The organism is Kribbella sp. NPDC050820, from assembly GCF_040653975.1.
Lineage (GTDB): Bacteria > Actinomycetota > Actinomycetes > Propionibacteriales > Kribbellaceae > Kribbella.
Genome location: NZ_JBFAHB010000067.1, coordinates 16,887 through 33,516, shown reverse-complemented (window position 1 = coordinate 33,516; position 16,630 = coordinate 16,887). Strand labels below are relative to the sequence as shown.

The window sequence follows — 16,630 nt, the reverse complement described above, 5'->3', positions numbered from 1 at the left end:
CGTCGTACCCACCGGGCGACTTTCGACAGAAATGTCGAGGTGGACGGGGCGGCCCCGACGTCTCCGCCGAGTGCACGCCCAGCCGGGGCGGCCTGCCGCTTACTGGAGATGCCACATGGTTACCGAGTCCAAGCGCTGGTGGGCGCTGGCGTTGCTGTGCCTGACCGGGTTCATGATCATCCTGGACGCGTCGATCGTGCTGGTCGCGGTCCCGTCGATCGAGCGTGAGCTCACCTTCTCGGCCGGTGGCGTGCAGTGGGTGCCCAGCGGGTACGCGCTGATGTTCGGCGGCCTGCTCCTGCTGGGCGGGCGCATCTCCGACCTGCTCGGCCGGAGGCGAGTGTTCATCACCGGACTGGTGCTATTCGCCGCGTCGTCGCTGCTGTGCGGCTTCGCGTGGAGTGGTGACGCGCTGGTGCTGGCACGTGGCCTGCAGGGCGCGTCGGCCGCCGTACTGCTGCCCAGTGCGCTGGCGATCGTGATGACGACCTTCCCGGACGGACCGGACCGCAACAAAGCGCTGGGCATCTGGGGAGCGACCAGTGGAGTCGGCGGTACGGCGGGATCGCTCATCGGCGGCCCGGTCACCGACGGACTGGGCTGGCAGTGGATCTTCTTCATCAACGTGCCGGTGTGCCTACTGGTCGTCGTACTGGCGCCCGTGCTGCTGCAGGAGAGCCGTGGACCGGGCCGGCGCGGGTTCGACGTCACCGGTGCGGTCACTGTGACCGCTGCGCTCATCGTGCTCGTGTACGCCGTCGTCGAGGCACCGCACTCGCCTGTTGGCCGGACGCTCGCGCTGGTGCTGTTGTCCGCTCTGCTGTTCGGGCTGTTCGTGCTGGTGGAGCAGCGGTCGGCCGCACCACTCGTGCCGCTGCGGATCTTCCGGTCGCGTGCTCTGGTCGGCGGCAACCTCATCACGATCAGCTGGGGGCTGGCGGCGTTCGGGCTGAACTACGTCTACACGCAGTACGCCCAGTTCGCTCTTGGTGTGTCCGCGGTCCGCTACGGGCTGATGTCCGCCGTACTCGCGGCGGCCGCTGTGGTGGCGTCGATCATCGGCCAGCACCTGGTCACCCGGCTCGGGCCGCGCCGGGTCGCCTTCGCCGCGCTGCTGGTGGCAGGTGCCGGTACGACGTTGATGACGCAACTGACCGTCCAGGCCGGGTACTTCGAGCTCGCCTTCTGGGGCCTGACGATCTTCGGCGCCGGCTTGGGCGCAGGGACCGTGGCTGGGTCGATCGCCTCGCTCAGCGACGTCGCCGGCGAGGACTCCGGTGTCGCCTCCGGCCTGCAAAGCGCCAGCTTCCAGATCGGCGGCGCAGTGGGCATCGCAGCCCTCTCCGCGGTCGCAGCGGCCAGTACGACGGGCTCCACCCCGACCGCGCTGACACATGGATACCGGATCGCGTTCTGGGCGGTGTGGGCGTGCCTAGCCGTCGGCGTCGCGGGCTGCGCCGTGCTGCTGAGCCGCAAGCGTCCTGTGGAGCGACAGTTGCAGGCAGTCGCCACCCACTGAGGTCAAACAGGTGTTGGAGGTTTACGGCGGCCGGAGTGGGCACCGGATTCCTGCGGCCGCCACTTCCGCCCGGCGGCCCCTCGACAAGGAGGCTTCATGCTCATCCTCGGACTGATCCTGTTGGTCCTGGGTCTCGTGCTGAACATCTCGATCCTGTGGACGCTCGGCATCATCGTGCTGCTCGTCGGGGCCGTGCTGTTCCTGCTCGGGTCCACCGGCCGTGCGGTCGGCGGACGAAGGCACTGGTACTGACACTGACAGATCTGAACCTCAGAACCCCGCGGGCGCCCTGTCCCGCGGGGTTCTGTCCGTCCTCGTCGCTACCGTGAGCCCATGAAGTACGTCGTGATGGTCTACGGGGCGGACGCCGCCCGCCGGATACCCGAAGTCAAGGCCGAGCTGGCCGAGGTCGTCAGCGCCGAGGAGCTGCAGCTGCCCAGCGAGGGCCGGATCGTGCGGATCCGCGACGAAAAGCAGACCGCCACCGCCGGGCCGTTCGTCCCTGCCGACCCGCAGGTGGCCGGCATCGTCCTGATCGACGTGGCCGACGACGCCGGCGCCGAAGCCGTCGCCGCGCGCATCTCGGCCATCGTCGGCGACCGAGTCGAGCTACGCGGGACCCTGATCAGCGCCTGAGGGGAACTGCGGCGCCCGCCGTTCGGTGAACGCCGCGATGCCTTCGGCCAGCTCGCCGGTCGCGATCGTCTCCTGGTAGCGCCGTCGCGCCTGAGTGTCGGCGTCCGCGCCGGCGAGCAGCGCGTTGACCGACTCCTTGGCCGAGCGGATCGTCAGCTGCGACCGCGACACCAGAGTCGCCGCGAACGCCGCGACCTCGGCGTCCAGCTCAGCCGGATCGACCACCCGGTCGACCAGCCCCTTGAGCTCGGCCTGTGCAGCGGTCAGGAGCTCGCCACTGAACAGCAGGTACTTCGTCGTCGCCGGACCGACCAGGTCGAGCAGGACCTTGATCGCATCCGGGGGATAGACCACGCCGATCCGGGCCGGCGTCACGCCGAACGTCGCGTCGTACGCCGCGAACCGGAAGTCGCAGTTCACGGCGAGCTCGAGCCCGCCGCCGATGCAGTGCCCGCGGACCACCGCGACCGTCGGCCTCGGGAACTCCCGCAACGCCGTCTGCGCCCGCAGGTTGAACGCGCGGAGCTCCGCCATCGGATCGGCCGGATCGGCGCCGGAGATCAGCTCCCCGATATCCGCGCCGGCCGAGAAGGTCGGCCCGGCGCCGGTCACCAGGAGGACCTTCACCGCGTCGTCGGCGGCCAGCTCGGCGAGCACCCCGGGCAGGGCCTCCCACATCGCCCGCGTCAGCGCGTTCCGCTTCTCGACCCGGTCGATCACGAGCCGGGCCACCGCCCCGCCTTCGACCCGGAAACCCAGCTCATCCACGCCCGCAGTCAACCAGCCGGCAGCCGTCTCCGCCGCCGGCTGGATCACACTGGCGGACCGCCAGCCCATCACAATCGCCGACGCAGCGGCCGCGCGAGCGCGGGATCGCTGCACCGCGCTCGATTGTGATGGCCTGACGGTCCGGTCTATGCCGCGCGCTTGGCGCGGGACTTCGCGCGAGCCATCCGGACGAGGTACGCCGGGGTCGGCGGGACCCAGCCGAGTTGTTTGGCCTGGCCGAGGTCGTCGCGGTTCGCCCAGTGGTCGATCACCTTGCCGTCCTCGATCCGCAGCCAGTGCGACTGGGTGATGGCGAAGGTCTTGCCGGTCGGCGGGAACACCGTGTCCACGGCGCCGGACTCGGTGTAGACCGCGAACGGCGCGACGTGCCGGCCGCTCATCGTCGAGTGGATCGCCACCAGATTGCCGTTGGCAACGACGTGGTGGATCTCGTAGGCCAGGTCCGCGAACGCGGTCCGCAGCCAGAGCGCGGTCTGGTAGTAGCCCTCGGGCCCGCCGACCCGGCAGGCCGGCGGCTCGACGTTGTCCTCGGAGTTGACGGCGGCCGGATGAACCAGCGCGTCGAAGTCGCCCCGCGTCCCGTCGGCCATGATCCGGATCGCCCGGGTGGCGATCTCCCCCGCTGAGGTCACGTCGGTGTTCATCTTTCCCCCTGAAATTCGATACAGTGAGCCTGTACCTAAAACCATGGGGACCGGTGATGGCAGAAGTCAAGAGGCAGTACGACGCCTCCGGCCGGCGCGAGCGCGCCCGACAACGGCGGCGCGACGTCGTGGTCGCGGCCCGGGATCTGTTCGAGGCGGACGGCTTCCAGGCGACCACGATCACCGCGGTCGCCAAGCGGTCCGGCGTCTCGGCGGAGAGCATCTACAAGGGCTTCGGCACCAAGGCCGCGCTGGCCAAGGCGGTGTTCGACTTCGTCATCGCCGGCGACGACGAGCCGGTCCCGATGGCCGAGCGCCCGGAAGCCCGGGCCATCCAGGCGGAACCCGACGTACGGCGCAAGATCCAGCTGTACGTCGACGGTCTCGCCGGCCGGCAGCAGCGGTCAGCCCGGGTCCAGATCGCAATCCGGGACGGCCGGCACCACGACGACACGCTCCGGGAGACCTGGCAGACGCTGCTGGACGAGCGGCTGACCGGGATGACGATGCTCGGCCGGCACCTGCTCGAGAGCGGCCAGCTGCGCGCCGGCATCACGCTCGACGAGGTCGCCGATGTGCTGTGGACCTACATCTCGGTCGAGCTCTACGAGCTGCTGGTACTGACTCGCGGCTGGCCGGTCGACCGTTACCAAGCCTGGATCGGGCGGGCGATCACTGACGCTCTGTGCTGAAACGACCACACGAAAATGGCCCAATCGCTTGATCTCGGACGGATAACTTCCGGATAGCGGGCGGATTACGCCCGGTACCCCAATTGGATGTTCGTAATGCGTTAAGAACGGGGGTCGATTCGAACCCCGGCCGGGATGTGTGCTTGACTCCTCCGGTCGATAACGGTTTGGTCTCGACAGATTGGGAAGGTCAGTGGCTGCAGGACGGCATAGACAGGCGCGGCACCGTCAACCGCGCCCGAAGGTGATCCAGCCCGGTATCGCGAAGGTGGTGATCCCCGGTGCGGCGGTGGCCCTGGTAGCCACCGGCTCGGCAGCCGCGTTCCCCGACCAGGAAGTCAAGCTCGACACCCCGACCGCCACCTCGTCCCTGCAGGTGCAGCGTGAGTCGGCGATCAGCCGGGACGCCCTCCGTCCCCCGATCAAGGTCGCCACCCCGGCTCCGAAGCCGAAGGCGTCGCCGACGGCGAAGCACCTGAAGAAGCAGGCGCCGATCCCGAAGCCGACCGCGACGAAGACCCGCGCCGCCGCTGCGGCCGGCGCGACCCCGCCGAAGGTGACCGGCTCGAAGTACACCACCACCGACCTGAACGTCTGGTCCGTCCCCCTCACGGGTGTGCTGCTCGACGTCGTGCCGAAGGGCACCCAGGTCTCCGTCACCGGCAAGATCGACGGCATCTGGGCCGAGATCGTCCGGGACGGCAAGTCCCGCTGGGTCAAGGCGGCGTACCTGTCGGCCACCAAGCCGGTCGCGAGCACCGCGGGCACCATCTCGCAGGCCGCCTGCGAGTCGGGCTCGGCCGTCGAGGACGGGCTGACCCAGGACGCGATCCGGGTGCACCGGGCCGTCTGCGCGAAGTTCCCGAACATCACGTCGTACGGCGGGCTCCGCGCCGGTGACAGCGGTTCCGAGCACTCCACCGGCCGCGCGCTCGACATCATGGTCAGCGGCTCGGAGGGCGACGAGGTCGCCGCCTGGCTGAAGGCGAACTACCAGAAGCTCGGGATCAGCGAGCTGATCTGGGCGCAGCGCATCTGGACCGTGCAGCGCAGCAGCGAAGGCTGGCGCTGGATGGAGGACCGCGGCGGCGCGACCGCGAACCACTACGACCACGTGCACGTCTCCGTCTACGGAAACGAAGGCACGGTCTGATCCGTCGGCCCCTCCGCTGACGCCCCAGCGACCCCGCGCCCTCTGGAACCTGAGGACGCGGGGTCGCTTTGTCATGGCCTGATGTTGGCGTTCAGGTGGAAGAAGTTCGTCGGGTCGTAGGCCCGCTTCACCTCGCGGAGCCGGCGCAGGTCCTCCGGCGCGTACGCCGTGTCCGCCTTGCTCGGATCGCCCAGGAAGTTCACGAAGGTGCGACCGGAGCTCGGCAGGTGCGGCTGCTCGCGGTCGACGATCAGCGAGTACGACGCACTCCGGTGACCGACCGGGCCGGCGCCGGGCCCGGGATGCGCCATCGCGCCACCCCAGTGCCGGATCTCCACGGTCGCGTCCGCTGCGGTCAGCGTGTCGATCAGGTCGTCCGACAACTCGTCGAGGAAGTCGAGGTGCCGGGCGGGCGTGCCGCCCATCGCGGCGTCGGCGTACTCGATCGTCCGGAGCTCGCCGGCCAGTCGCGGTCCGGCGACTTCGAAGAGTGGCTTCAGCAGGTGCTCGGCGACGTCGGCGGCACCGGCGTACATCACCTTGATGGCGACACCGTCGTCCTTGGTGAGTACGACGGCTGTGCTCAGCTCGTTGGGGATCGTGGAGGTCCAGTCGCGGTAACGGCGCAGGATGGCGGCCGCGTGGTCGGCGCCGTAGTACACGATGCCGGCGTGGACCTGGCGGACCGGGTACAGCCGGAACTCGAGCGAGGTGACGATGCCGAAGTTACCGGTGCCGCCGCGGATCGCCCAGAACAGGTCCGGGTGCTGCTCGGCGCTCGCGGTGACGAACCGGCCGTCTGCGGTGACGATCTCGGCCCGGATCACGCTGTCAGCTGCGAACCCGTACTTCCGCGCCAGCCAACCGACCCCGCCACCCAACGTGTAGCCGGTGACGCCGACGTCGCGGTGTGAGCCCGACAGCGGCGCGAGCCCGAACTCGCGTGCGGCGTCGAGTACGGCGCCCCACCGAGCTCCCGGGCCCACCTTCGCGATCCGCCGCTCCGGGTCGACCAGCACACTGCTCATCGACGTCGTCTTCAGCAGGATCCCGCCGTCAGCCGGGACCCGAGTCCCGTGTCCAGTCGCCTGCACCGCGACCGGCACGCCGTACTCCCGGGCCGTCCGCACCACCGCCTGCACGTCGGTCCGCCCGTAGGCCTCCGCAGCCACTACCGGCCGCGAGTCCACCGTAGGAATCACAGACTGCCGCTGAACGTCGTACTCCGCGCTCCCCGGCAGCCAGATCCCCCCGTTGAACCCCGCCCCCAACAACCCCGCCACCACACCATCGGCAACCGACCCGACAACCTGCGCAGTCATCCCAACCACTCCCTCGCACGTCCGCTCTCACCCAGACGTCGAAGGAACCCCGCCAGAATTGACACCCCGGCCAAACTTTTCTGGATGGCTCCCACACATGCGGTCGAAGTCGACGGTTCGGTGTTGACCAAGCGCTACCGCTCCTGGCCCCGTGACGAACCCGACCGCGAGTGGGCCGCCCTGACGCTGATCAACCGCCACGCACCGGATCTCGCCCCGACCCCACTCGACCGGACCGGCCCTCCTCCGTCGATCGCGATGACAGTCGTCCCCGGTTTCCCTCTCAGTGGGTCCCTGGACGGTCCTCGGCTCGACGCCCTCGGCAACGCGCTGCGAACGCTCTGGTCGATACCTCCTGATGAGCTGCAGCCGATCGACCTGGCGGCCCTCGTCGACCGGGTCCGGCGGGGACTCGCCGTACTGCGGAAGACGCCAGGCGTCATCGGCTCAGCCGCGCAGGCCTGGCTGGAGACTGCCGACGAGCTGACCGACGTACCGGATCCAGTCGTCGCCCACGGCGATCCGAACCTGGAGAACTACCTCTGGGACGGCACCCGTGTCCGGATCGTCGACTTCGAGGACGCGGGCCGCGGCGATCTTGCCGTCGAGCTCGCCAACCTGGTCGAGCACCTCTCCGGCCGGGAGACCGACTGGACCGGCTTCGCCGACCGGTTCGCCGTCGATCCGGCTCGGTTCCACTCAGCTCGCTGTCTCTGGGCGGCCTTCTGGTTGACCTTGGTCGGGCCGGGAGGACCCAGTGCCGACCGGAACCCGCCCGGCACCGCTGAAGCGCAGGCCAGGCGGGTGTTGGCACTGATCAAGCCGGAACAGGCAGCTCGGCGAGGCGGTTGAGGTCGGCGAGGATGTTGATTTCGGTGATCTTGTTGTCGACGACGACCAGATCCATGACGCCCATCAGGCGGCCGTTGACGATGGTGGCGGCGCCGGGGTGGCCGTTGACGAGGGTGAGCTCGGTGTAGGGGGCCATGCGGCTGAAGAGGAGCGCCTGTTCGACGACGGCGCGGGCGCCGCGGACGAGCTTCGAGACCGCCGGGCCGGCGAACTCCGCGGTGGCGTCGCCGGCGTCGGCGCGCAGGACGACGTCGGGGTCGAGGAGTGCGAGTAGGGCCTCGAAGTCGCCGCCGCGTGAGGCGGCCAGGAAGGCTTCGACGATCTCCCGGCGGCGGCCCGGATCCCCGTCACCCGCGGGCGCACCCTGGACGCGGCGGCGCGCCCGGCTGGCCAACTGCCGGGTCGCGGCGGGCGACTTGTCCACGATCTGCGCGATCTCGTCGAAGCTGACCCCGAACATGTCGTGCAGCACGAACGCGAGCCGCTCCGCCGGCGCCAGAGTCTCGAGTACGACGAGCAGCGCCAGCCCGATCGCGTCGACCTCGACGGCCTGCTCCTCCGGCCCCGGCGCAGAGTCCTCCCGCGTCACGATCGGGTCCGGGACGAAATCCTCCCGCCGCGACTTGCGACTGCGGAGCGTGTCCAGACAGACGCGCGACACCACAGTGGTCAGCCAGCCGCCCAGATTGCCCACGTCACTCACGTCGGTCCGGCTCAGCCGCAGCCACGCCTCCTGCACCGCGTCCTCGGCCTCAGCCAGTGAGCCGAGCATCCGGTACGCCACCGCACGCAGGTGCCCTCGGTGCTGCTCGAATTGCCGCGCAAGCTGGTCGTGGTCGTCCACTGCTCACTGTCTCCCGTCCGTACGCCGTCATCTCCCTGACGGATCGCGCCACATTGATGTGACAGGGCCCATGATGGTGGCATGCCTGCCACCCGTGGTGACCTGGTGTTCGAGGACCACTTCGACGGCTCCTCGCTGGACCTGTCCGTGTGGTCGCCGTACTACCTGCCGCACTGGAGCTCGCGTACGGCGTCAGCCGCGTCGTACACCCTGGATGACTCCTGCCTCACGCTCAGCATCCCCACCGACCAAGGCCTGTGGTGCGAGGGCGACCACAAGCCGGACCTGCGCGTGTCCGGGATCCAGTCCGGCAACTACGCCGGCCCGCTCGGCAGCACCATCGGCCAGCAGCCGTACCGCGAGGGCCTGGTGGTCCAGGAGGAGCAGGAGCCGTTCTGGGGCTGGACGCCGTACGGCGGGTACGTCGAGCTGAGCGCCCGGGCCGAGATCAGTCCGCGGTCGATGGTGTCGCTGTGGATGGTCGGGCTCGAGGACCAGCCGGAGCGGTGCGGGGAGATCTGCGTGATGGAGGTGTTCGGCGACGCGATCGTGCCGGGCGTGTCCACGGGGGTCGGCATGGGCCTGAAGCAACTGCGTGACCCGATCCTGCCGCAGGACTTCGAGGTCGTGCCGCTGCCGATCGACCTGCGCGACTTCCACAGCTACGCGGTCCAGTGGGTCCCCGGCGAGGCGACGTTCTTCGTCGACGGCGCCCCGATCCGGACTTGCCCGGGCGCCCCGTCCTACCCGATGCAGCTGATGCTCGCCGTCTTCGACTTCCCCGACCGCAGCCTGGGCGACGACGCGCACCTCGTCCCGACCTTCATCATCGACCACATCCGCGGCTGGAACGTCGCGGAGGAGCTCGTCGCCTGACGCTATAGTCGTGCGCATGTTCCTGTGCGCGGGCAACTGGTGGGCCGTCGACTAGACGGTCTGCTTCCGCGTACCCACCCGGCCGTCTCCTGCGAGGCGGCCGTTGTGATCTCTCCTCGTGGGCGGCCCCGCACCCCGAGGATTGCCGATGGCAACAACGTTCCGGACCTGGTCCGGGCTGATCTCCGCGCTCCTGACCGGCTCCGACCTGACCGCCGCGGACACCGCGTGGGCGATGGACCAGCTGGTGCTGGGCGACGTGTCGCCGGCCCAGATCTCCGGCTTCCTGATCGCCTTGCGCGCCAAGGGCGAGACGGCCGACGAGATCACCGGCCTGGCGTCGGTACTGCGTTCGCACGCAGCGCCGGTGCGGATCCGCGGACCGTTCGTCGACATCGTCGGCACGGGCGGCGACCGGACCGGCGCGGTCAACATCTCCACGATGGCTGCGGTCGTCGCGGCCTCCACCGGCGTGACTGTGGTCAAGCACGGCGGACGCGCTGCCTCCTCGTCCGCCGGCGGCTCTGCCGACCTGGTGGAGCACCTGGGCGTGCCGCTCGACCTATCAGCTGACGAGGCCGCGCGGGTCGCCGCCGACGTCGGGCTGACCTACCTGTTCGCTCCACGCTTCAACCCGGCGCTGCGCCACGTGGCCGTCGTACGGCGTGAGCTGGCCGTGCCGACCGCCTTCAACGTGCTCGCACCGCTGCTGAACCCAGCGGACCCGCAGCACCAGCTGGTCGGTGTCGCCAACCCGCAGATGCTGCCGATGCTCGCCGGTGCACTCGCTGCGCAGGGCCGGTCCGCTCTGGTTGCCCGTGGCGACGACGGGCTGGACAAGCTGACCACTACTGGCCTCTCACGCGTCTGGGTCGTGTACGGCGGCCGCGCGTCCGAGGTGGTGTTCGACCCGCGATCGCTTGGGTTGCGGCCGGTGTCGTTGGCTGAGCTGCGAGGTGGTGATGCGGCGTACAACGCACGGGTGCTGCGCGGTCTGGTCGACGGTGAGCGTGGGCCGGTGCGGGACGTCGTACTGCTGAATGCAGCGGCTGCACTGGCCACGCTGGACCTTGGCCAGGGCCTGCTGCTCGAGCAGCTCGCAGACTGTCTGGAGCGGTGCCGGGAGGCTGTGGACAACGGAAAGACTGCGGCAAAGCTGGCTCGCTGGACCAGTCAGTCGCTAGCGTGCCCTTAATGCGTGAGCTGCTCGACGCCGCAAGAGGCGGTGATGAGGACGCCTTCGGACAGCTGGTGGGGCCGTGGCGTGGGGAGCTGCATGCGCACTGCTACCGGATGCTCGGGTCGGACGCCGACGCGGACGACGCCGTCCAGGAGACGCTGGTGCGGGCCTGGAGCGGCCTCGGCAGGTACGAGGACCGCGGTGCGATCCGGGCCTGGCTCTACAAGATCGCCACGAACCGCTGCCTCACGCTGATCGCCAAGCGCGGGAAGCGGGAGCTGCCGACCGACCTGAACGCGTCCTTCGAGGCGGAGTGGCTGGAGCCGTACCCGTCGCGCCGATTGGACTGGACCGCACGTCTGAGTCCGGAGGCGCGAGTCATGGCGCTGGAGTCGGTCGAGCTGGCGTTCGTGGCGTCGCTGCAGCACCTGTCCGCGCTACAGCGTGCTGTCTTGCTGCTGCGCGACGTACTGGCGTTTGCTGCGCGTGAGGTGGCCGAGTTGCTCGGAACGTCGGTTGCTGCGGTCAACAGCGCGCTGCAGCGGGCGCGCGCCGTGCTGGCTTCGCTGCAGCCCAGTCAGCAGGAGACACTGCGGGAGCTGGGTGAGTCCGCCGAGCGTGACCTGGTACGCCGGTACGTAGCCGCGTGGGAAGCCGGTGACGTCAACGCGATCGTGGCGATGCTGGCCGACGACGCGAAGTACTCGATGCCGCCGCTGATGCAGTGGTTCTCCGGGCGGGCCGGGATCCGGCGGTTCCTGCTGGACGGGCCGCTGCGGGAGAAGTGGCGGTTCCTGCCGGTCCGGGCGAACGGGCAGCTCGCGTTCGGGACGTACCTGTGGGACCACGACCGGTACGTGCCGGGCGGGCTGGACGTGATCTTCGTCCGCGGGTCGGAGATCGTCGAGGTGGTGTCCTTCCTGGACGCGGACTTCGCGTCCTTCGGGCTGCCCGACGAGCTGCCGCGATGAGTTTCCTCGAGGTGCCGGGGTTGTAGGTGTGACAACCCCTTCGAAAGGACTCGAGGATGACGAACGAGCAGGAAGTCCGCACGCTGATCGAGAACTGGGTCACCGCGGTGCACGCCGGCGACCTGGACACGGTGCTCGCCGACCACTCGCCGGACATCGTGATGTTCGACGTGCCCCCGCCGTACGACGGGGTGCGCGGTGTCGACGCCTACCGCGCGACGTGGCCGGGGTTCTTCGAGTGGCAGGCCTCGGGTGCGTCGTTCGCCCTGGACTCGCTGGAGGTGACCGCGGGCTCGGACGTCGCCTTCGCGTTCGCCCTCCTGCGCTGCGGCACGCCCGCCGAGTTCGAGGCCGAGCCTGCGCTGCGCCTGCGGCTGACGATCGGCCTCCGCCGCGAGAACGGCCGCTGGACCGTCACGCACGAACACCACTCGTTCCCCATGAAATGAACCAGTTAGGCCAGTTGGGGTCTTAGGATGCGGGGGTGGTGGAGCGGTCGGCGGGTGAGGTTGCCTACGGGCGACTGACGGGCGGGCTTCGGCGTGGGGTTTATGCGCCGGGGAGCCGGCTGCCGGGTGAACGTGGGCTGGCCGAGCAGTTGGGGGTCAGCCGGGCGACCCTGCGGCAGGCCTTGGTGCGGCTCGCCGACGAAGGGCTGCTGGAGCGGTCCGCTCAGCGTGGCTGGTTCGTGCCGGAGAAGGTCGTCGGTACGCCGCCGAGCGTGCTGCAGAGCTTCACCGAGATGGCCCGTGCCCGCGGACTGCGGCCGACGTCTCGCATTCTCGACGTACGGGAGCGGCAGGCGAGTCTCGACGAGGCGGAGCTACTCGGCATCGCCCCCGCTGCGCCGGTGCTGCGGGTCTATCGGCTGCGCGGGATGAACGAGATGCCGATCTGCCTCGACGACTCCGTGCTCATCGCGGACCGAGCCCGTGCACTCGCCGACGTCGACCTGACCGACCGCTCGCTGTACCAGGCGCTCGAGGAGACCTGCGGCATCGTGGTGGCCCGCAGTGCCTACACACTGCAGGCCTTAGGCGCCGGACCGGAGCAGGCCGACCTGCTCGGCCTCACCGCCGACGCTCCGGTCCTCGTCGGCCAGGAGGTCACCTACGACACGGCTGGCCTGCCCGTACTGATCAGCCGTACGACGTACCGCGGCGATGCCTACCGCTTCCAGGCGGACCTGTTCCGTCCCGGCGTCTAGGTCCGGAGCAAGTCGGCCGCAGGCATCGTCGCCCGCAGCTCCTCGATCACCTCCGGCGTCAGCGCGACCCCTGCCTCAGCCATCGCATCCAGCACTGCACCAGCAACCGGCGGCAGCGACGTCACGACCGGCCTTGTCCCCGGTAGCTCGACCTGCAACGCCCGGACGAGCTCCTCTGCAAGCGGCGACGCCTCCGCCGTCAGCACTGACCCCGACAACGCCACCGGTACGGCGTCCACGCCAGGCGTGAACCCAATCCGGACAGCCGCCGTCCTCGCGTACTCGGCCAAGTGAGCCGCCTGAGTCCGCACGATCTCGACGGCCACGGCATCACCAGCAGCCGCCAGGCCGTGCACTACCCGGGCGGCCTGGGCCTTGTCCTGCCACGGCCGCGACCCGACTCGCTGGGTGAAGGCGTGCCGCAGTTGCTCGACGTCGTCGTACCCGTAGAGCTGCAGCAACGACGCAGTCAGCGCAGTCTCCGGCCCCAGACCGAGCGCGTGCCGGTAGACGGCGTGCAGCGCGCGGTCGCCCATGCCACCTGCGCCCAGCGGCTCCAGGATCCACCAGCTTGCACTCCACTCGCGCTGCGTGGGTCCTCGTCCGGCAACAGCGGGCCCCGTCCCGGCCACGACGGCCACGCCGACCCCAGACGGCTCGATGCAACGGATCGGGGCGAAGCCGTCGTTCAGAATCGACACCTGCCGCAAGCCCGGCAGCCGGGACGACAAGGTCTCCACCCAGAACGCGTGGTCCTCCGGCCAGTCCACACCGGCCAGCCGGAACGCTGCGCCGGCGATGTCGCCCATCGACTCACCCGCGGCCTGCTCGACGGCATCGACGACGGAGTCCACTGCCTCCTCAGGCCGCGAGGCGCCGTAGATGTCGCCGATACCGGACCGAGCTGCTCCGCAGACCTTCCCGCTGCTCATGCAGAGGATGGCCGCGGTCTTACTGTTGCCGGCGTCGACCCCGAGGTACATCACCTACGGGACCAACCGCGCCGGCAGGTGGGCCGCGTGTGCGTGTGCCATCTCCAGGTAGAGCGCCTCCGCCGTGGGCAGCGACGGCACCAGCGGGTGCGCGGCCAGCGCCCGGACCGCGTCTCGGCTGTCGCCCTCCCACGCCGCGTGCGCCGCGAGTACCTGGTGCTCGGCCAACGCCTTCACGAGACCCGCCACCGAGTGATCGAGGGCCGGCTGCGGGATCGGCGTGAACGCGCTCGCATCCACCCGAGTCGGGACCTCGACGACGACGTCCTCGTCGAACCCGGGCAACGCGCCACCGGCGTTCGGCAGGTTCACCGGCAAGACGTCGCCAGTGTCGTTGAAATGCGCGTGCATCGCGTCGATCGCCAGCTCCAACTCGTGGATCCCACCCCGCGATCGCGCCTGGTCGAGCACGGGATCGTCGGAGCGGGACTGCTCGGTGTAGTGCTCCCAATAGCCGGGTACGGCGTTCAGGATCACCTCGGCGCGGACCTTCGGATCGGCCTGCATGCGCCGCAGCATGTCGTCGCGGAAGTAGTAGTACTTGAAGTACTCCGACGGCACGCGCCCCATCGTCACGGCGAGCCGCAGCAGCCGACGCTGGTCCTCGTCCAACTCCTTGTCGCGCGCCTCGAGTCCTTCGCGCAGCAGCGGGATGACGTCCTGGCCGTCGTACTCGTTGAAGGTGCTCCAGCACAGGTGGTTGATGCCGGCCATGGTGACGTTCAGCTTCTCCGGGTCGAGTCCGGCGGCGCGAGCGACGTACTCCGGGAAGATGATCGGGCCCTCGCACAGCGACACGGTCGGGATGTCGGTGTACGACGTCATCGCCTGCGCGACGATGTTGACCGGGTTGGTGTAGTTGAAGATCTTCACCTGTGGACAGACCGCCGCGATGTCCGCCGCGACCTCCTTCATCACGGCGACAGACCGCAGCGCCATGAAGAACCCACCGGGGCCCTGGGTCTCCTGCCCGATCACCCCGTGTTTCAACGGGATCCGCTCGTCCAGAGCGCGCGCGGCGAAGCCACCCGGGCGGAAGCTGGACAGCAGCGCGTCACAGTCCCGCAGGCCTTCGCGGCGGTCGGTCGTGGCGGTCACCGTGATGTCGACGCCCGCGGCCTTGGCCATCCGCTCGGCCAGCTCGCGGATCAGCGCGAGCCGGTCGGCGTCGAGGTCGATCAGCACGACCTCCGAGCCGGCGAACCGCTCGCCCTTGTGCATGAACGACGCCATGGTGCCCGCGGCGCGGGTGGAGCCACCGCCCAGGTAGGCGAGTTTGATGCGCGACAAAGCAATCTCTCCTCAGGTCGTGGTCTCGTCGACGAAGAGCGCGGGATCGGGGCACTCGTGCACGATGGTGGCCGGCCACTGCGCGTCGTACCGGCGGGCCGCGCGGAGCCGGGCGACGGCCGTCCGCTTGTCGTTGCCGTGCGCAACCAAGACGGCCGACCGGGAATGGCGGGCAATGGTTTCGATGCCGACAGTGACGCCGTACGACGGGACTTGGTCGAGGGAGGCCAAGGTCGGGAAGGTCGCCAGGTTGTCGCGGCGGAGCGGCTCGGTCAGCTGGGCGACCCGGGATCGGGAGTGGCGGTCGCTACCTGCTGCGTTGAAGGCGATGTGCCCGTCGGACCCACCCGAGGCCAGGATGAACAGGTCGACGCCACCGGCTGCCTCCAGGCGGCGGTCGTAGTCCTCGGGGTCCTGCGGATCAGGCACCCAGACATGCTCGGGCCGGATGCCGCAGCCGGGCCCGGCCGCGGCTGACAACGGCTCGACGATCCACTCGCGTGCGAACCGGCGGCAACTGTGCGGGAGAGCGGGCGCGATGTACGCGAAGCCTTGGCCGGACGGCTCGACGTACTCGTCCATCATCGCGATGACCAGGCCGGACAAGTCCGATCCGCGGCTCCGGACGAGGGCCGCGAGTGCCGTGTAGGTGCTGACCGGGCTGCGGCCGCCGGGACAGCCGAGCACGTAGGGCCGGCCGGCGCCACGCGCCGCGTCGATTCCGTCGGCGATCCGCTCCGCCAGCGCGAGACCGAGCTCGGTAGGCGTCGGGAAGACGGTGACGCGCATGCGCTCCCTTCCACTCGACCATCTAGACCTGATGAACCTATCTGGTTCAACTGGTCTACAGCAAGGGTCAGACCGCCTGGCGGAGGATGGTCTCGGCCACCAGGTCAGGACAGCGGAGGCTCGGGTAGTGGTCGGCGCCGGGCAGCCAGATGAAGTCGGCGTTGGGGATCCGGGCCGCGGTCGCGCCGGCCACGGCCGCGAGGATCGACCGATCCTTGTCGCCGACCATCACGACGGTCGGCGCCTGGATCTCGTGCAGCCGGTCGTAGACAGGCCGGCCCTTCCGCAGGAAGTCGCCCTGGTCGAACCACGCCGGTACGGCGGCCTCCAGCTGAGCAACCACCGCCTCGTCGGCTCCGGCGGCCGCCCACAGCCGCAGCCCAAGCTGCACGGCCCCGGCCACGTCCCGCTTCTCCGCGAGCGCTTCGAATTCCGCATCGACCTCCGGATCTTCAGGCATCGGAAACCCGCTGACGCCCGGACACAGCAGCACCAGCGCCCGCACCCGCGCCGGCTCGTCCAACGCCAAACTCAGCGCCGTATCCCCGCCCAGGCTGCACCCGACCAGCACGACCTCCTCGAGCCCCAGCTGATCGAGCACACTCACCAAGTCCCCGACCAACGAGAACTCACCCGTCGGCGGAGCGGATCGCCCGTACCCGCGGACGTCGTACCGCACCACCCGATGCCGCTCCACCAACCGCGGCATCACCGGATCCCACCCCCGCGAATCCCCGAGCCCTGAGTGCAGCAGAACCACTGGCACCCCCGGCCCAGCCACATGCTCAGCCCAAACCTCACCACCCCGAACCGGAACCCGCATCTCCATCCCCCCACCCTCCCACGACCACCCGCAGACGACCCTGCGCTCAGC

The 16,630-nt window shown here is 69.7% G+C and carries 19 protein-coding genes; 11 read left to right on the top strand and 8 right to left on the bottom strand.

What is annotated here, in order from left to right; all coding sequences use genetic code 11:
• Positions 1-115: 115 nt before the first annotated feature.
• The 3 genes from AB0H36_RS37680 (at position 116) to AB0H36_RS37670 (ending at position 2,155) form a co-directional block, all read left to right on the top strand.
• Positions 116-1,519, top strand: coding sequence for an MFS transporter (locus AB0H36_RS37680; protein WP_360534941.1), 1,404 nt, complete (start codon positions 116-118; stop codon positions 1,517-1,519).
• Between the two features lie 96 nt (positions 1,520-1,615).
• On the top strand, positions 1,616-1,771 hold the full coding sequence (locus AB0H36_RS37675) for a DUF6131 family protein (protein ID WP_360534939.1): 156 nt from the start codon (positions 1,616-1,618) through the stop codon (positions 1,769-1,771).
• Between the two features lie 81 nt (positions 1,772-1,852).
• The gene (locus AB0H36_RS37670) at positions 1,853-2,155 is read left to right on the top strand and encodes a YciI family protein (protein WP_360534937.1); all 303 of its coding nucleotides are present in this window, start codon (positions 1,853-1,855) and stop codon (positions 2,153-2,155) included.
• Here AB0H36_RS37670 and AB0H36_RS37665 read toward each other — a convergent pair.
• Positions 2,129-2,923 carry an enoyl-CoA hydratase/isomerase family protein gene (locus AB0H36_RS37665; protein ID WP_360534935.1) on the bottom strand — a complete coding sequence of 265 codons (795 nt, stop codon included), beginning with the start codon at positions 2,921-2,923 and terminating at the stop codon, positions 2,129-2,131. The genes AB0H36_RS37670 and AB0H36_RS37665 overlap by 27 nt on opposite strands.
• Before the next feature lie 146 nt (positions 2,924-3,069).
• Positions 3,070-3,588 carry an ester cyclase gene (locus AB0H36_RS37660; protein WP_360534933.1) on the bottom strand — a complete coding sequence of 173 codons (519 nt, stop codon included), beginning with the start codon at positions 3,586-3,588 and terminating at the stop codon, positions 3,070-3,072.
• Between the two features lie 56 nt (positions 3,589-3,644).
• On the opposite strand from AB0H36_RS37660, the gene AB0H36_RS37655 reads away from it, so the two are divergent.
• The gene (locus AB0H36_RS37655; RefSeq protein WP_360534931.1) at positions 3,645-4,280 is read left to right on the top strand and encodes a helix-turn-helix domain-containing protein; all 636 of its coding nucleotides are present in this window, start codon (positions 3,645-3,647) and stop codon (positions 4,278-4,280) included.
• Between the two features lie 244 nt (positions 4,281-4,524).
• Positions 4,525-5,433, top strand: a complete 909-nt coding sequence (locus AB0H36_RS37650; RefSeq protein WP_360534929.1) for an SH3 domain-containing protein — start codon at positions 4,525-4,527, stop codon at positions 5,431-5,433.
• A gap of 71 nt (positions 5,434-5,504) precedes the next feature.
• On the opposite strand, the gene AB0H36_RS37645 is transcribed toward AB0H36_RS37650, so the two are convergent.
• Positions 5,505-6,755 (bottom strand): FAD-binding oxidoreductase, encoded by a 1,251-nt coding sequence (locus AB0H36_RS37645; RefSeq protein ID WP_360534927.1) that lies wholly within the window; start codon positions 6,753-6,755, stop codon positions 5,505-5,507.
• A gap of 84 nt (positions 6,756-6,839) precedes the next feature.
• Between AB0H36_RS37645 and AB0H36_RS37640 the strand changes: the two genes are divergently transcribed.
• Positions 6,840-7,607: a phosphotransferase gene (locus AB0H36_RS37640; RefSeq protein ID WP_360534925.1), complete on the top strand. Its 768-nt coding sequence runs from the start codon at positions 6,840-6,842 to the stop codon at positions 7,605-7,607.
• On the opposite strand, the gene AB0H36_RS37635 is transcribed toward AB0H36_RS37640, so the two are convergent.
• Positions 7,573-8,451 (bottom strand): sigma-70 family RNA polymerase sigma factor, encoded by an 879-nt coding sequence (locus AB0H36_RS37635; protein WP_360534923.1) that lies wholly within the window; start codon positions 8,449-8,451, stop codon positions 7,573-7,575. The two genes, AB0H36_RS37640 and AB0H36_RS37635, sit on opposite strands and share 35 nt — an antisense overlap.
• Before the next feature lie 81 nt (positions 8,452-8,532).
• Here AB0H36_RS37635 and AB0H36_RS37630 point away from each other — a divergent pair, with 81 nt between their 5' ends.
• The 5 genes from AB0H36_RS37630 to AB0H36_RS37610 all read left to right on the top strand — a co-directional run bounded on the left by AB0H36_RS37630 (position 8,533) and on the right by AB0H36_RS37610 (position 12,685).
• The gene (locus AB0H36_RS37630) at positions 8,533-9,327 is read left to right on the top strand and encodes a glycoside hydrolase family 16 protein (RefSeq protein ID WP_360534921.1); all 795 of its coding nucleotides are present in this window, start codon (positions 8,533-8,535) and stop codon (positions 9,325-9,327) included.
• A 148-nt stretch (positions 9,328-9,475) separates the two neighbouring features.
• Positions 9,476-10,522, top strand: coding sequence for an anthranilate phosphoribosyltransferase (trpD, locus tag AB0H36_RS37625; protein WP_360534919.1), 1,047 nt, complete (start codon positions 9,476-9,478; stop codon positions 10,520-10,522).
• Positions 10,522-11,478 carry a sigma-70 family RNA polymerase sigma factor gene (locus tag AB0H36_RS37620; protein ID WP_360534917.1) on the top strand — a complete coding sequence of 319 codons (957 nt, stop codon included), beginning with the start codon at positions 10,522-10,524 and terminating at the stop codon, positions 11,476-11,478. The genes trpD and AB0H36_RS37620 overlap by 1 nt, the downstream gene beginning before the upstream one ends.
• A gap of 56 nt (positions 11,479-11,534) precedes the next feature.
• Positions 11,535-11,927 (top strand): SgcJ/EcaC family oxidoreductase, encoded by a 393-nt coding sequence (locus tag AB0H36_RS37615; RefSeq protein WP_360534915.1) that lies wholly within the window; start codon positions 11,535-11,537, stop codon positions 11,925-11,927.
• Between the two features lie 35 nt (positions 11,928-11,962).
• A complete protein-coding gene (locus AB0H36_RS37610; protein WP_360534913.1) occupies positions 11,963-12,685 on the top strand; it encodes a GntR family transcriptional regulator in 723 nt (240 codons plus the stop codon).
• Here the strand turns inward: AB0H36_RS37610 and AB0H36_RS37605 are convergent.
• The 4 genes from AB0H36_RS37605 to AB0H36_RS37590 all read right to left on the bottom strand — a co-directional run bounded on the left by AB0H36_RS37605 (position 12,682) and on the right by AB0H36_RS37590 (position 16,579).
• Positions 12,682-13,668 (bottom strand): BadF/BadG/BcrA/BcrD ATPase family protein, encoded by a 987-nt coding sequence (locus AB0H36_RS37605; RefSeq protein WP_360534911.1) that lies wholly within the window; start codon positions 13,666-13,668, stop codon positions 12,682-12,684. The genes AB0H36_RS37610 and AB0H36_RS37605 overlap by 4 nt on opposite strands.
• 3 nt (positions 13,669-13,671) lie before the next feature.
• Positions 13,672-14,967: a glycoside hydrolase gene (locus AB0H36_RS37600; RefSeq protein ID WP_360534909.1), complete on the bottom strand. Its 1,296-nt coding sequence runs from the start codon at positions 14,965-14,967 to the stop codon at positions 13,672-13,674.
• A 12-nt stretch (positions 14,968-14,979) separates the two neighbouring features.
• On the bottom strand, positions 14,980-15,756 hold the full coding sequence (locus tag AB0H36_RS37595) for a 6-phosphogluconolactonase (protein ID WP_360534907.1): 777 nt from the start codon (positions 15,754-15,756) through the stop codon (positions 14,980-14,982).
• A gap of 67 nt (positions 15,757-15,823) precedes the next feature.
• Positions 15,824-16,579, bottom strand: coding sequence for an alpha/beta hydrolase (locus tag AB0H36_RS37590; RefSeq protein ID WP_360534983.1), 756 nt, complete (start codon positions 16,577-16,579; stop codon positions 15,824-15,826).
• Between the last annotated feature and the right edge of the window lie 51 nt (positions 16,580-16,630).

What these genes read in the sequence shown, in the direction of transcription:
- AB0H36_RS37680 (WP_360534941.1), top strand. Translation starts at nt 116, where the DNA reads ATGGTTACCGAGTCCAAGCGCTGGTGGGCGCTGGCGTTGCTGTGCCTG.
- AB0H36_RS37675 (WP_360534939.1), top strand. Translation starts at nt 1,616, where the DNA reads ATGCTCATCCTCGGACTGATCCTGTTGGTCCTGGGTCTCGTGCTGAAC.
- AB0H36_RS37670 (WP_360534937.1), top strand. Translation starts at nt 1,853, where the DNA reads ATGAAGTACGTCGTGATGGTCTACGGGGCGGACGCCGCCCGCCGGATA.
- AB0H36_RS37660 (WP_360534933.1), bottom strand. Translation starts at nt 3,588, where the DNA reads ATGAACACCGACGTGACCTCAGCGGGGGAGATCGCCACCCGGGCGATC.
- AB0H36_RS37655 (WP_360534931.1), top strand. Translation starts at nt 3,645, where the DNA reads ATGGCAGAAGTCAAGAGGCAGTACGACGCCTCCGGCCGGCGCGAGCGC.
- AB0H36_RS37645 (WP_360534927.1), bottom strand. Translation starts at nt 6,755, where the DNA reads ATGACTGCGCAGGTTGTCGGGTCGGTTGCCGATGGTGTGGTGGCGGGG.
- AB0H36_RS37640 (WP_360534925.1), top strand. Translation starts at nt 6,840, where the DNA reads ATGGCTCCCACACATGCGGTCGAAGTCGACGGTTCGGTGTTGACCAAG.
- AB0H36_RS37630 (WP_360534921.1), top strand. Translation starts at nt 8,533, where the DNA reads ATGCCTGCCACCCGTGGTGACCTGGTGTTCGAGGACCACTTCGACGGC.
- trpD (WP_360534919.1), top strand. Translation starts at nt 9,476, where the DNA reads ATGGCAACAACGTTCCGGACCTGGTCCGGGCTGATCTCCGCGCTCCTG.
- AB0H36_RS37620 (WP_360534917.1), top strand. Translation starts at nt 10,522, where the DNA reads ATGCGTGAGCTGCTCGACGCCGCAAGAGGCGGTGATGAGGACGCCTTC.
- AB0H36_RS37615 (WP_360534915.1), top strand. Translation starts at nt 11,535, where the DNA reads ATGACGAACGAGCAGGAAGTCCGCACGCTGATCGAGAACTGGGTCACC.
- AB0H36_RS37605 (WP_360534911.1), bottom strand. Translation starts at nt 13,668, where the DNA reads ATGTACCTCGGGGTCGACGCCGGCAACAGTAAGACCGCGGCCATCCTC.
- AB0H36_RS37595 (WP_360534907.1), bottom strand. Translation starts at nt 15,756, where the DNA reads ATGCGCGTCACCGTCTTCCCGACGCCTACCGAGCTCGGTCTCGCGCTG.
- AB0H36_RS37590 (WP_360534983.1), bottom strand. Translation starts at nt 16,579, where the DNA reads ATGCGGGTTCCGGTTCGGGGTGGTGAGGTTTGGGCTGAGCATGTGGCT.